This is a genomic window from Pseudomonas sp. GW822-FHT02G04 (genome assembly GCF_058802085.1).
Map to the genome: position 1 here is coordinate 1 of NZ_JBXANU010000015.1, position 12,032 is coordinate 12,032.

Consider the following 12,032-nt stretch of genomic DNA (forward strand, 5'->3'; position numbering starts at 1 on the left):
AAGGCTGCCCAAGGCAGCCTTCAGCTCTGAAAAGGTTTTACCGGACACTAGTGACGCGGAGCGTGGGAACGATCATGTCAGGCCTCCAGGCCTAGAATGTCTCGGGCCACTGCTTCGGCAATCCGAATACCATCGACGCCCGCCGACAGAATCCCGCCCGCATAACCCGCGCCTTCACCCGCCGGGAACAAACCCTTCACGTTCAGGCTCTGCATCGACTCGTTACGGGTAATCCGCAGCGGCGAGGAGGTGCGCGTCTCGATTCCGGTCAACACGGCGTCGTGCAACGAGTAGCCACGAATCTGCTTCTCGAACGCCGGCAAGGCTTCGCGAATCGCTTCGATGGCGAACGCCGGCAGGGCCAGGGCCAAATCACCCAAGGCAACGCCCGGTTTGTAAGACGGCTCGACGCTGCCCAATTCGGTAGAGGGCTTGCCGGCAATGAAGTCGCCGACCAGTTGCGCCGGTGCTTCGTAGTTGCTGCCGCCCAGCACAAAGGCGTGGGATTCCAAGCGTTCCTGCAATTCGATGCCGGCCAGCGGGCCGCCCGGATAATCGACTTCCGGGGTGATGCCGACGACGATCCCGGAGTTGGCGTTACGTTCGTTACGCGAGTATTGGCTCATGCCGTTGGTGACCACGCGGTTCGGCTCGGAGGTCGCCGCCACTACGGTGCCGCCCGGGCACATGCAGAAGCTGTAGACCGAACGACCGTTTTTGGCGTGGTGCACCAGTTTGTAGTCGGCAGCGCCGAGTTTCGGGTGGCCAGCGTATTTGCCCAGGCGTGCGCGGTCGATCAGCGACTGTGGGTGCTCGATGCGGAAACCCACCGAGAACGGCTTGGCTTCCATGTACACGCCACGGCCGTGAAGCATGCGGAAGGTGTCCCGGGCGCTGTGGCCGAGGGCCAGAATCACGTGCTTCGAATGGATCTGTTCGCCGCCATGGAGTTCGACGCCCACCAGTTGGCCGTCGTCGATCAGCACATCGGTAACCCGCTGCTGGAAGCGCACTTCGCCGCCCAGGGCGCGAATCTGCTCACGCATGTTTTCCACCACACCGGTCAGGCGGAACGTCCCGATGTGCGGCTTGCTGACATAGAGGATTTCTTCCGGAGCGCCGGCCTTGACGAACTCGTGCAGCACCTTGCGACCGAGGAATTTCGGGTCCTTGATCTGGCTGTAGAGCTTGCCGTCGGAGAACGTCCCCGCGCCGCCTTCACCGAATTGCACGTTGGATTCGGGGTTGAGCACACTTTTACGCCACAGGCCCCAAGTGTCCTTGGTGCGCTGGCGCACTTCGGTGCCGCGTTCGAGGATGATCGGCTTGAAGCCCATCTGCGCCAGCACCAGGCCGGCGAAGATCCCGCACGGGCCGAAGCCGACCACGATCGGACGCTGACTCAGGTCGGCCGGCGCCTGGCCGACCACTTTGTAGCCGACATCCGGCGCCACGTTGACGTTACGGTCATCGGCGAACGTGCGCAGCACCGCCGCCTCATCGCGAACGTTGAGGTCGATGGTGTAGATGAAGCACAGTTCGGAGGACTTTTTGCGCGCATCGTAGCTGCGCTTGAACAAGGTGAAATCGAGCAGGTCATCACTGGCGATGCCCAGGCGCTGCACGATGGCAGGGCGCAGGTCTTCTTCGGGATGGTCGATCGGCAACTTGAGTTCGGTGATTCGTAACATGACGGGATCCGGTTCGCGGGGCGCACAACTGCGCCAGGGCGTTTGAAACCCGCGATTATAAGCCTCAAAGGATGATTCCAGTGAGGCTAAAACGATCAGTCGTCACGCGATCCGCCGAAATACCCACAGCCGCGTTGCACCTGGCCGTCGATACGCAACTCGGCGCTCATGTGCTGCACGCTGCCGGTGCTGCTGTCGACGCAACGTTGCGGCGCGACCCAGAGCTCGATGCGCTGATTATTGGCTTCGGTGCTGAGGTTGAAGCGGCCATCGCCCAGTTGTTCTTCAACGTACGGCAGGGCCAGGGGCGGCTGACCGGCGCGGTCGATGATCATGCCCTTGCCGCTGACCTTGACGTTCCACTCCGGGCCATGGCCGGCGGCTCGCAGGATCAGCTGTTTGAAGTTGGGATCGTCGCACGCCGTGCCTGAGCGCTCGACGCGGTACAGCTGAGTAAGGTCGAGTTGGCTATCAGCACCACTGGCAACGATCCGGCCGCGCACATCGGCGAACAGCTTGCCCTGATCATCGGCCAGGGTCGCGGCCTCTTGCAGGATGCTGGTGCCACCGATGTCATTGACCACGAAACTGCGCTGCTCATTACACGGCTGGAACAGCAGCTTGCCGTCGGCCGCCGTCAATTGGCCCTGCATACGGGTCTGGCCCACATGGGAAGCGCTTTGCCGTGGGCCATCGAGCAATTGGCAAGCGGCGAACAACGGAAGCAGGGCAACAAGTACCAGGGAACGGGCAACACGCATCTTTGAGTCTCCAGACAAGTGTCGCCACGTTACTCAGCCTGACCGTTCATCACAACCCTGCAATGTTCTCGCTTTTCTGTGGGCGAGTCTGGTTTAGCCGACGCGATAGGTCTGGCCGGTCTGCAGGCCTTCCACGCTTTTGGCGTAGGCCAGCGCTACTTCGGCGGCGGGAACCGGTTTGAAACCACGGAAGTACGGCGCATAGCTGCCCATGGCTTCGACCAGCACGTTCGGGCTGACCGAGTTGATGCGCAGACCGCGTGGCAGTTCGATCGCCGCCGCACGAACAAAGGCGTCGAGGGCACCGTTGACCAGCGACGCGGAGCTGCCGGTACGAATCGGATCGTGACTGAGGATGCCGGTGGTGAAGGTGAATGACGCACCGTCATTGGCGAATTCCCGGCCGATCAGCAGCAGGTTGACCTGGCCCATCAGCTTGTCGCGCAAGCCGAGTTCGAAGTCTTGTTCGGTCATGGTGGCCAGCGGCACGAAGTTGACACTGCCGGCAGCGCAGATCAGCGCATCGAAGTTGCCGGTCTGTTCGAACAGTTTGCGGATCGAGGCGCTGTCACTGATGTCGACCTGGAAATCACCGCTTTTACGGCCGATACGAATGATTTTGTGGCGCTGAGACAGTTCATGGTCAATGGCTGAACCGACGGTGCCAGAGGCGCCAATCAAAAGAATTTTCATCGTGCTGTTCCTTAAATGGGTTGGATTTAAATTTAAGTCTAGTGTGGTTTTTTTATTAATAAGCGTGCTAATGGGCAACCTTTGGTTTTCAAAAGGAAACAATCCATGAGCGAAATGGATGACCTGGCGGCGTTCGCGGTATTGATTGAGGCGGGCAGTTTCACCCTGGCCGCCCAGCAACTGGGTTGCAGCAAAGGGCAACTTTCCAAGCGCATCAGCCTGCTGGAAACACGCTTTGGCGTGGTGTTGCTGCAACGCACCACTCGCCGCTTGAGCCTGACGGCGGCGGGGGCGGCGCTATTGCCGCAAGCCCAGGCGCTGGTGGTGCAAGTGGAGCGTGCGCGTCAGGCGTTGGCGCGGCTGAAAGACGACATGGCCGGCCCTGTGCGGATGACGGTGCCGGTTTCATTGGGGGAAACGTTCTTTGACGGCGCACTACTGGAATTTTCCCGGCAGTACCCCGAGGTGCAGATCGAGCTGGAGCTCAACAACCACTACCGCGACTTGTCCCGGGACGGGTTTGACTTGGCGATCCGCTCGGAAGTGGCCAACGACGAACGCCTGGTCGCCCGACCGCTGCTGGCCTGGCACGAAATGACCTGCGCCAGCCCCGCGTATCTTGAGCGATTCGGTGAGCCGCTGACGCCTCAGGCACTGGCCGAACACCGCTGCCTGCTCAATAGCCATTACAGCGGTCGCGAAGAATGGCTCTATCACCAACAGCACGAATTAACGCGGGTGCGAGTGTCGGGTCCGTTCGCCAGCAACCATTACAACCTCTTGAAGAAAGCTGCACTGACCGGTGCGGGCATTGCGCGTTTGCCGTCCTATCTGTTGCAAGAGGAATTGGCTGATGGACGTTTACGCTGGCTCCTGCGTGATTATCAAACCCGCAGCATGCCGATGTATCTGGTGCATCCGTATCAGGGCGGGCTGCCGAAGCGTACCCAAGTGCTGGCGGACTATTTGATCGGTTGGTTCAAACGCAGTGGTGAGGCGTTGGATCGGCTTCAACGATAACGTCTCACCACACAACCTTTATGGGAGTTCTGAGGTTGGTATCAGCGGGCGTGACGCCGGGCAATCAGGTGATCGATCGACAACTTGCCGGGCCCGGTCGCCATCAAGTACAGCAACACCGCCGCCCAGGTGCCGTGGGTCGGATACGCATCGGGGTACACGAACAGTTGAATGGTCAGGGTCATACCCAGCAGCGCCAGGGCCGAAAAGCGCGTGGCGAAGCCGATCAGGATCAGCACCGGAAAGAAATGCTCGGCGAAGGCCGCCAGGTGCGCCGCCAGTTCCGGGGAGAGCAACGGCAGGTGATATTCGCTCTGGAATAACGGAATGGTCGAGTCCGCCAGCCTTGGTACGCCGAGTTCAAAGGTGCCGTCGATCAAGTCGATGGCCAGGCCCTCCACCTTGGTTTGTCCGGACTTCCAGAACACCGCGGCAATGGAAAAACGCGCGATAAAGGCGATCAGGCTGTGGGGGATCTTTTCCAGCAGCGCGATGGCGCGGGCGATGGGGTTGTGGGTGTTCATGGCGATACCTGATTGTGGTGTAAATGGGTGATGGCGTTGTGGCTGATCAGCAGGGCCAGGGTTTGGCTGAGATCGAAGGCTGGCGCGCTTTCCAACGCTTGGCTCAAGGGCTGGCCGAGTCGCAGGTTCTGAATGAAGGTGCTGGCGCCATCGTCGATAGCGAAGACCTCAACCTCCAGTCCATTGCGCAACACCAGCGCGTTTTGCCCGTGGTCGAGGTCGATTCCGGTCAGCGTCGCGTCCTGTTGATGCGCCGCCCAGATTGCGACCACGGCGAAGGCTGAAGTCAGCAGATTGAGGGAGGGGTGAAGCCCAATCGTCAGCTCGCTCAGTGCCTGTGGGTCCGACAGCACGGCGGCGATCTGCTCATGGCTCACGGGCTGCGCGTCAGCGGCGTGATAGGCCTGAACGCGCAAGCGCTCCAGCCGCGCCACGTCGGCCAGATAAGGCACGCTGGCTGTCGGTTCAAAACTGCCGATGAACTCGGCGAAGTCCTTGCCATAGTCGTTGATGAGAGGGCTTTGCGGCGGGCAACTCTGCACATACAGCAGCGCCATCGCCCGGAAAAACTCGTCACCGACCAACTGCACAACCACCGGATAACTGTCGGCCAAGGCGTCGATCAACGAGCTCTGCACATTGTTGCGATACACCGCGAAACGGCTGGCCGGATCGGCGCCGTTGGCACTGAACACACCCTCGGGGCAGGGCCGTTGCGGATCGAGCAGGGCGGCGGCAAAAGCGGCTTGAATGCTCATTGCCGGCTCCCGGCGCGGTGCAACAACTCATCGGCATGCCGGGCTTCGGCGTGCAGCACGTTGAAGGCCGGTAACCGGTTGTCGCGTTCGATCAACGTGGCGATCGGGCCGACCCGCTCCAGCACCCGCGAGTACAGCGCCCACACCGCGTTATCGACGGGCGCACCGTGATCGTCGATCAACAGACGGTCACCGAGGCTGTCGGTGTCTTCGGCAAACCCAGCCAGATGAATCTCTCCCACCGCGTGCAGCGGCAGGGCGTCGATGTAGGCCAGCGGATCTTTTTGGTGATTGATGCAGGAAACGTAAACGTTGTTGACGTCCAGCAGCAGGCCGCAGCCGGTGCGGTGAATGACTTCAGTGATGAAGTCGGCCTCATCGATTGTCGAGTGCTGGAACGCCAGGTATGTCGCCGGGTTTTCCAGCAGCATCGGGCGTTTGAGTGTGTTCTGCACCTGATCGACGTGCTCGCAGACGCGGTTCAGCGTCGGCGCATCGTAGGCCAGGGGCAGCAGGTCGTTGAGAAACACCGGGCCATGGCTGGACCAGGCCAGATGTTCGGAAAAGGAGTGGGGTTGATAGCGCTCGATCAGCGTGGCCAGCCTTTGCAGGTGCAGAGCATCCAGCGGACCTTCGGCACCGATGGACAAACCAACGCCGTGCAGCGACAGCGGATACTGCTCGCGGATCAACCCCAGAAAATGATGAAACGGGCCGCCGGCCACCATGTAGTTTTCGGCGTGGACTTCGAAGAAACCGATGTCCGGTTGTGCACCGAGCACTTCACGAAAGTGCTCGGTCTTGAGCCCCAGCCCGGAGCGGGGCGGGAGCCCGGAGAATAAATGGTTCATGGTCGACACTCAGGCTGGGGGGCTGATTACGACTTGGCTTTGTAGGCTTCCATCTGGCCGAAACCGGTGGGTGATGTTTTGCTCATCGTGGTGGCGCAGGTGCCCTGAGGGACGAGTTTCCAGGCGTTGGCCTGGTAGTCGGTTTTGGCGGTGCCAGCGCAAGTGGTGCCAGCACCAGCGGCGCAATCGTTATGACCTTTCATGGCCACGCCGAAGCATTTTTCCATGTTGGCGTCAGCGGCATGGGCAGTGGAGACCGCGGCGATGCTCAGGGCAGAACCGAGGGCCAGAACCAGGGCGGTGGCGGACAGGGTGCGGGTGGTAGCAGTCATGATGTTTCTCCGAAATTGAGCTTGGTATGGCAAGCGTTTGTGCTTGCTTACCGCTCTAGAGAAACGACAGGGCGAGGCGTTACAGCCCCAACAAAAAAAACTCAAAAAAATACGTGAACCCCTGTAGGAGCTTCATTGTTGTGGGGATGGTGGCAGGCACAAAAAACGGCCCGAAGGCCGTTTTTTGATTACCGCAAAGGATTATCCGCCGAGGTACGCTTCGCGCACTTTCGGGTCGGTCAGCAGCGCTTCGCCTGTTCCGCTCATCACCACCCGGCCGTTTTCCAGCACGTAGGCACGGTCAGCAATTTTCAGGGCCTGGTTGGCGTTCTGCTCCACCAGGAACACCGTCACACCGTCCTTGCGCAGTTGTTCGATGATGTCGAAGATCTGCTGGATGATGATCGGTGCCAGGCCCAGCGATGGCTCGTCGAGCAGCAACAGCTTGGGCTTGCTCATCAGCGCGCGACCGATGGCGAGCATTTGCTGTTCGCCGCCGGACATGGTGCCGCCGCGTTGGGCAAAGCGTTCTTTCAGGCGTGGGAAAAGTCCCAGAACCTTGTCCATCTGTTCCTGATAGTCGCCCTTGTCGGTGAAGAACCCGCCCATGGCGAGGTTTTCTTCAACGGTCAGACGGGCAAACACCCGACGGCCTTCCGGAACCACGGCGATGCTTTTACGCATGATCTGCGACGAGTCCTGGCCGACGAGCTCTTCGCCCATGTAGCGGATGCTGCCGCTGTGGGCTTGCGGCGAACCGCAGAGGGTCATCAGCAGGGTCGACTTGCCGGCACCGTTGGCACCGATCAGGGTCACGATCTCGCCCTGGCGGACTTCGACGTTGACGCTGTGCAGCGCCTGGATCTTGCCGTAGAAGGTGGAAACGTTTTCGAACTGCAGCATTTACGCTTCCCCCAGGTAGGCTTTGATCACTTCAGGATTGTCGCGGATCTGCTCCGGCGTGCCGTTGGCCAGCGGTGTGCCCTGGTTGATCACGAAGATATGGTCGGAAATGCTCATGACCAGTTTCATGTCGTGTTCGATCAACAGCACAGTCACATTATGCTCTTCACGCAGAGTGCCGATCAGCGCCTTGAGGTCGTCGGTTTCCCGCGGATTGAGGCCGGCGGCCGGTTCGTCGAGCATGAGGATGCTTGGACGGGTCATCATGCAGCGGGCGATTTCCAGGCGGCGCTGCTGACCATAAGCCAAGGTGCCGGCCGGACGGTTGGCGAACTCCTTGAGGTTGACCTTTTCCAGCCAGAACTCGGCGTATTCCATGGCCTCGCGTTCGCTGCGGCGAAACGCCGGGGTCTTGAACAGGCCGGCCAGGAAGTTGGTGTTCAGGTGCCGGTGCTGGGCGATCAGCAGGTTTTCCACGGCGGTCATGTCTTTGAACAGCCGCACGTTCTGGAAAGTCCGCACCACGCCTTTGCCGGCGATCTTGTGGCCGGGCAGGCCTTCGATCGCTTCACCGTTGAGCTGGATAGTGCCAGCGGTGGGTTTGTAGAACCCGGTCAGGCAGTTGAACACGGTGGTTTTGCCGGCGCCGTTGGGGCCGATCATCGATACCACTTGTTTCTCTTTGACGCTCAAGGCTACGCCATTAACCGCCAACAGGCCGCCGAAGCGCATGCTCAGGCCATCTACTTTCAGGATCTCTCTGCTCATTTACGCAGCTCCATGTGAGGGCGTTGCATGGGCAGCAGACCTTGAGGACGCCAGATCATCATCAGCACCATCAAGGCGCCGAACATCAACATGCGGTATTCGCTGAAGTCACGCATCAACTCGGGCAACAGGATCATCACGACAGCCGCGAGAACCACGCCCAACTGCGAGCCCATGCCGCCCAACACCACGATGGCGAGAATGGTGGCCGACTCGATGAAGGTGAACGACTCCGGCGTGACCAGCCCTTGGCGCGCGGCGAAGAAGCTACCGGCGAAACCGGCGAAGCAGGCACCCAGGGTGAAGGCCGACAGCTTGATCACGGTCGGATTCAGGCCCAGGGCACGGCAGGCGATTTCGTCTTCGCGCAAGGCTTCCCAGGCACGGCCGATCGGCATGCGCAGCAGACGGTTGATCACGAACAACGCGAACAGCGCCAGCAACAGCGCCACCAGGTAGAGGAAAACTACCTTGCTGACCGGGTTGTACGTCAGGCCGAAGAACTCGTGGAAGGTCTGCATGCCTTCGGCGGCCGTTCTTTCGAAGGTCAGGCCGAACAGCGACGGTTTGGGAATGTTGCTGATGCCGTTCGGTCCACCGGTGAGGCCCGTCAGGTTGCGCAGGAACAGACGGATGATCTCACCGAAGCCCAGGGTCACGATCGCCAGATAGTCACCGCGCAAGCGCAGCACCGGGAAACCGAGCAGGAAGCCGAAAGTGGCCGCCATCAGCCCGGCAATCGGCAGGCAGATCCAGAAGCTCAGGCCGTAGTAGTGCGACAACAGCGCATAGCTGTAGGCGCCCACGGCGTAGAAGCCGACGTAACCGAGGTCGAGCAGACCGGCCAGACCGACCACGATGTTCAGGCCCAGGCCGAGCAGCACGTAGATCAGGATCAGCGTGGCGATGTCCACCGCACCGCGTGAACCGAAGAACGGCCACACCAGTGCCGCGACGATCAACGCCATGATGATCCAGCGCTGGGTGGTCGGCAGGGTCAGGAAGTGGCTCGCGCTGGCCGGGATCAGTTTGCCCTTGGGCACGGAGCTCATGGCCGCCGAGTATTCGCGGTCGAACAGCACACGCAGGAACATCAGCACCGAGCAGGTGGCGATGATGATCAGCGTGGAGGTGCTGGCGCCTTCCACTGCGAGGTTGATCCCGGCGATGGACAGTTTCAGGCCGAGTACCGGATAGGCCACGGCCCATACCAGCAGGGCGCTGAACAGCGCCTGTTTAAGATTCCTAGTCATACTTTCTCAACCTCCGGACGGCCCAGCAGGCCGGTTGGCCGGAATAACAGCACCAGAACCAGAAGGCCGAAAGCCACCACGTCCTTGTACTGGTCACCGAATATATCGGCGCCGAATGCTTCGGCTACCCCCAGCACCAGACCACCGAGCATGGCGCCCGGAATGCTGCCGATGCCGCCCAGAACCGCCGCGGTAAAGGCTTTGAGGCCTACCAGGAATCCGGCGTTAGGGTTGATCACGCCGTACTGCATGCTCAGCAGTACGGCCGCCACGGCCGCCAGGGCGGCACCGATGACGAAGGTCAGGGCGATGATGTTGTTGGTGTTGATGCCCAGCAGGTTGGCCATCTTGATGTCTTCGGCACAGGCCCGACAGGCGCGTCCCAGACGTGAACGCGAGATGAACTGGGTGAGACAGAGCATCACCACCAGGGTCACCACGAACACCAGGATCTGCATGTAGGAGATCAGCACTTCCTCTGCGCCGCCTGGACCGAAGCTGAAGCTGCCCGGAATCAGGTTGGGGATCGATTTGTCCTTGGAGTCCTGCGAGAGCAGTACGCTGTTTTGCAGGAATATCGACATGCCGATGGCGGAGATCAGCGGGATCAGACGGTTACTGCCGCGCAGAGGGCGGTAGGCGATCCGTTCGATACTGTAGCCGTAGGCACTGGTAACAACGATGGTCGCCAGGAATGCGGCGGTCATCAACAGCGGCAGAGAATGGATACCCAGCATGGCCAGTCCGGCAAGGACGATGAAGGCCACGTAGGAACCGATCATGTAGACCTCGCCATGGGCGAAGTTAATCATTCCAATAATGCCGTAAACCATTGTGTAGCCAATGGCTATAAGGGCATAGGTGCTGCCAATGGTCATCCCATTAACCAGCTGTTGGAAGAAGTGATAGATCTCAGGCATTACAGCGCTCCTAAAAACCTGATACGCATTTCACTGGTGGAGTCATGTTCCGGCCCGGGCTGTGTGGTCTGTGGCCACCTTCGCACGAGCGTTTGCCAGCGAACCGCTGGTGACGGTTTTAAGATTTTCAGGTAAGCCAACTCCCGGATCGCGGGACTCTGACTCATTAATCTCGTAAAACAAAGCCCACTGCTTGCGCAGTGGGCTCTATTAATCATGGAGCTAGCTTACTGAGGGGAAACTTCGGTTTTTGGTTTACCGAAATGCCACTCATAGACCACGAATTTGAAGTCTTTCAGGTCGCCCTTGCTGTCGAACGACAGATCACCGGTCGGGGTCTTGAAGGTGCCTTTGTGAATGGCTTCAGCCACCTTGGCGGTGTCTTCGCTCTTGGCAGCCTTGATACCTTCGGCAATCACTTCGACAGCCGAGTAGGCCGGGAACACGAACGGACCGCTTGGGTCCTGCTTCTTGTCGGCAAAGGCTTGTACCAGCGCTTTGTTGGCTGGGTCCTGGTCGAAGGATTTCGGCAGGGTGACCAACAGGCCTTCGGAAGCATTCTGGGCAATTTGCGAGATGGAGTCGTTGCCGACGCCTTCAGGCCCCATGAACTTGGCTTTCAGACCTTTTTCCTGGGACTGGCGCAGGATCAGGCCCAGCTCCGGGTGGTAGCCGCCGTAGTAGACGAAGTCGACGTTGGCTTGCTTGAGCTTCTGGATGATCGAGGAGAAGTCCTTGTCACCGGCGTTCAGGCCTTCGAACACGGCAACCTTGACGCCTTTCTTCTCAAGGGTCTGTTTCACGGCGGTGGCGATGCCTTCACCGTATTGCTGTTTGTCGTGCAGCACAGCAACGATCTTCGGTTTCACGTGATCGGCGATGTAGTTGCCGGCGGCAGGGCCTTGGGCGCTGTCCAGGCCGATGGTGCGGAACACCAGCTTGTAACCACGGGTGGTGATGTCCGGGTTGGTGGCGGCCGGGGTGATCATGATCACGCCTTCGTCTTCGTAGATGTCCGAAGCTGGCTGGGTGGAGCTGGAGCACAGGTGGCCGACAACGAATTTCACACCATCGTTGACCACTTTGTTGGCGACGGCCACGGCTTGTTTAGGGTCGCACGCGTCGTCGTATTCCTTGGCTTCGAGCATCTTGCCGTCGACGCCGCCTTTGGCGTTGATCTGCTCGATGGCCATCTTGGCGCCGATGAACTGCATGTCGCCGTACTGAGTGACCGGGCCGGTTTTAGGGCCGGCGATGCCGATCTTGATGGTGTCGGCGGCGAACGAATGGCTGGCAACCCCGGCCAGAACCATAGCGGCAAACAGTTTGGAAATCTGCTTAGTAGCCTTAGTCATAGTGCTCCACTCTTGCTGTTGTAGTTTTTATAGTCCTGGCGCCGTAGCAGCAGAACCGGGTCAGATATCGTCGATATCCTCCGGAAAATGCCCCCGGCAACTGTACCGGTACAGTGTAGAGCGCCGATTGTTAGCCTGGGAAGCTGGCGCCAGGGGGCAAAACCTGAGGGTGTCGCTTTGTTGAAAGAAAAAGACAGAATCGC

13 protein-coding genes are annotated in these 12,032 nt (G+C 59.9%); 1 reads left to right on the forward strand and 12 read right to left on the reverse strand.

Annotated elements, in window-relative coordinates:
* Positions 1–77 precede the first annotated feature (77 nt).
* The 3 genes from AC1RO5_RS18645 to AC1RO5_RS18655 all read right to left on the reverse strand — a co-directional run bounded on the left by AC1RO5_RS18645 (position 78) and on the right by AC1RO5_RS18655 (position 3,145).
* Positions 78–1,691, reverse strand: a complete 1,614-nt coding sequence (locus tag AC1RO5_RS18645) for an NAD(P)/FAD-dependent oxidoreductase (RefSeq protein WP_493176835.1) — start codon at positions 1,689–1,691, stop codon at positions 78–80.
* A 95-nt stretch (positions 1,692–1,786) separates the two neighbouring features.
* Entirely contained in the window at positions 1,787–2,452 is a 666-nt protein-coding gene (locus AC1RO5_RS18650; RefSeq protein ID WP_493176836.1) for a COG3650 family protein, read from the reverse strand.
* A gap of 93 nt (positions 2,453–2,545) precedes the next feature.
* Complete coding sequence (locus AC1RO5_RS18655; RefSeq protein WP_493176838.1) at positions 2,546–3,145, reverse strand: short chain dehydrogenase; 600 nt, start codon at positions 3,143–3,145, stop codon at positions 2,546–2,548.
* Between the two features lie 105 nt (positions 3,146–3,250).
* On the opposite strand from AC1RO5_RS18655, the gene AC1RO5_RS18660 reads away from it, so the two are divergent.
* Positions 3,251–4,165, forward strand: a complete 915-nt coding sequence (locus AC1RO5_RS18660) for a LysR family transcriptional regulator (protein ID WP_019580939.1) — start codon at positions 3,251–3,253, stop codon at positions 4,163–4,165.
* 41 nt (positions 4,166–4,206) lie between these two features.
* On the opposite strand, the gene AC1RO5_RS18665 is transcribed toward AC1RO5_RS18660, so the two are convergent.
* The 9 genes from AC1RO5_RS18665 to AC1RO5_RS18705 all read right to left on the reverse strand — a co-directional run bounded on the left by AC1RO5_RS18665 (position 4,207) and on the right by AC1RO5_RS18705 (position 11,829).
* A complete protein-coding gene (locus tag AC1RO5_RS18665; protein ID WP_493176840.1) occupies positions 4,207–4,689 on the reverse strand; it encodes a DoxX family protein in 483 nt (160 codons plus the stop codon).
* Positions 4,686–5,447 carry an HvfC/BufC N-terminal domain-containing protein gene (locus tag AC1RO5_RS18670; RefSeq protein ID WP_493176842.1) on the reverse strand — a complete coding sequence of 254 codons (762 nt, stop codon included), beginning with the start codon at positions 5,445–5,447 and terminating at the stop codon, positions 4,686–4,688. Before AC1RO5_RS18670 ends, AC1RO5_RS18665 begins: the two co-directional genes overlap by 4 nt.
* Complete coding sequence (bufB, locus tag AC1RO5_RS18675; protein WP_493176843.1) at positions 5,444–6,298, reverse strand: MNIO family bufferin maturase; 855 nt, start codon at positions 6,296–6,298, stop codon at positions 5,444–5,446. Before bufB ends, AC1RO5_RS18670 begins: the two co-directional genes overlap by 4 nt.
* Before the next feature lie 26 nt (positions 6,299–6,324).
* Entirely contained in the window at positions 6,325–6,630 is a 306-nt protein-coding gene (locus AC1RO5_RS18680) for a BufA1 family periplasmic bufferin-type metallophore (protein WP_493176845.1), read from the reverse strand.
* 201 nt (positions 6,631–6,831) lie between these two features.
* Entirely contained in the window at positions 6,832–7,533 is a 702-nt protein-coding gene (locus AC1RO5_RS18685) for an ABC transporter ATP-binding protein (protein ID WP_018926896.1), read from the reverse strand.
* Positions 7,534–8,301 (reverse strand): high-affinity branched-chain amino acid ABC transporter ATP-binding protein LivG, encoded by a 768-nt coding sequence (livG, locus tag AC1RO5_RS18690; RefSeq protein WP_018926895.1) that lies wholly within the window; start codon positions 8,299–8,301, stop codon positions 7,534–7,536.
* Entirely contained in the window at positions 8,298–9,554 is a 1,257-nt protein-coding gene (locus AC1RO5_RS18695) for a high-affinity branched-chain amino acid ABC transporter permease LivM (protein WP_493176847.1), read from the reverse strand. The genes livG and AC1RO5_RS18695 overlap by 4 nt, the downstream gene beginning before the upstream one ends.
* Positions 9,551–10,474 carry a high-affinity branched-chain amino acid ABC transporter permease LivH gene (gene livH / locus AC1RO5_RS18700; protein WP_007935857.1) on the reverse strand — a complete coding sequence of 308 codons (924 nt, stop codon included), beginning with the start codon at positions 10,472–10,474 and terminating at the stop codon, positions 9,551–9,553. The genes AC1RO5_RS18695 and livH overlap by 4 nt, the downstream gene beginning before the upstream one ends.
* 227 nt (positions 10,475–10,701) lie before the next feature.
* A complete protein-coding gene (locus tag AC1RO5_RS18705) occupies positions 10,702–11,829 on the reverse strand; it encodes a branched-chain amino acid ABC transporter substrate-binding protein (RefSeq protein WP_019580926.1) in 1,128 nt (375 codons plus the stop codon).
* Positions 11,830–12,032 lie beyond the last annotated feature (203 nt).

Bases quoted from the DNA above. Each gene is read 5' to 3' on its own strand.
- AC1RO5_RS18685 (WP_018926896.1), bottom strand. From the start codon at position 7,533: ATGCTGCAGTTCGAAAACGTTTCCACCTTCTACGGCAAGATCCAGGCG.
- AC1RO5_RS18660 (WP_019580939.1), top strand. From the start codon at position 3,251: ATGAGCGAAATGGATGACCTGGCGGCGTTCGCGGTATTGATTGAGGCG.
- livG (WP_018926895.1), bottom strand. From the start codon at position 8,301: ATGAGCAGAGAGATCCTGAAAGTAGATGGCCTGAGCATGCGCTTCGGC.
- bufB (WP_493176843.1), bottom strand. From the start codon at position 6,298: ATGAACCATTTATTCTCCGGGCTCCCGCCCCGCTCCGGGCTGGGGCTC.
- AC1RO5_RS18650 (WP_493176836.1), bottom strand. From the start codon at position 2,452: ATGCGTGTTGCCCGTTCCCTGGTACTTGTTGCCCTGCTTCCGTTGTTC.
- AC1RO5_RS18670 (WP_493176842.1), bottom strand. From the start codon at position 5,447: ATGAGCATTCAAGCCGCTTTTGCCGCCGCCCTGCTCGATCCGCAACGG.
- AC1RO5_RS18705 (WP_019580926.1), bottom strand. From the start codon at position 11,829: ATGACTAAGGCTACTAAGCAGATTTCCAAACTGTTTGCCGCTATGGTT.
- livH (WP_007935857.1), bottom strand. From the start codon at position 10,474: ATGCCTGAGATCTATCACTTCTTCCAACAGCTGGTTAATGGGATGACC.
- AC1RO5_RS18655 (WP_493176838.1), bottom strand. From the start codon at position 3,145: ATGAAAATTCTTTTGATTGGCGCCTCTGGCACCGTCGGTTCAGCCATT.
- AC1RO5_RS18695 (WP_493176847.1), bottom strand. From the start codon at position 9,554: ATGACTAGGAATCTTAAACAGGCGCTGTTCAGCGCCCTGCTGGTATGG.
- AC1RO5_RS18665 (WP_493176840.1), bottom strand. From the start codon at position 4,689: ATGAACACCCACAACCCCATCGCCCGCGCCATCGCGCTGCTGGAAAAG.
- AC1RO5_RS18645 (WP_493176835.1), bottom strand. From the start codon at position 1,691: ATGTTACGAATCACCGAACTCAAGTTGCCGATCGACCATCCCGAAGAA.
- AC1RO5_RS18680 (WP_493176845.1), bottom strand. From the start codon at position 6,630: ATGACTGCTACCACCCGCACCCTGTCCGCCACCGCCCTGGTTCTGGCC.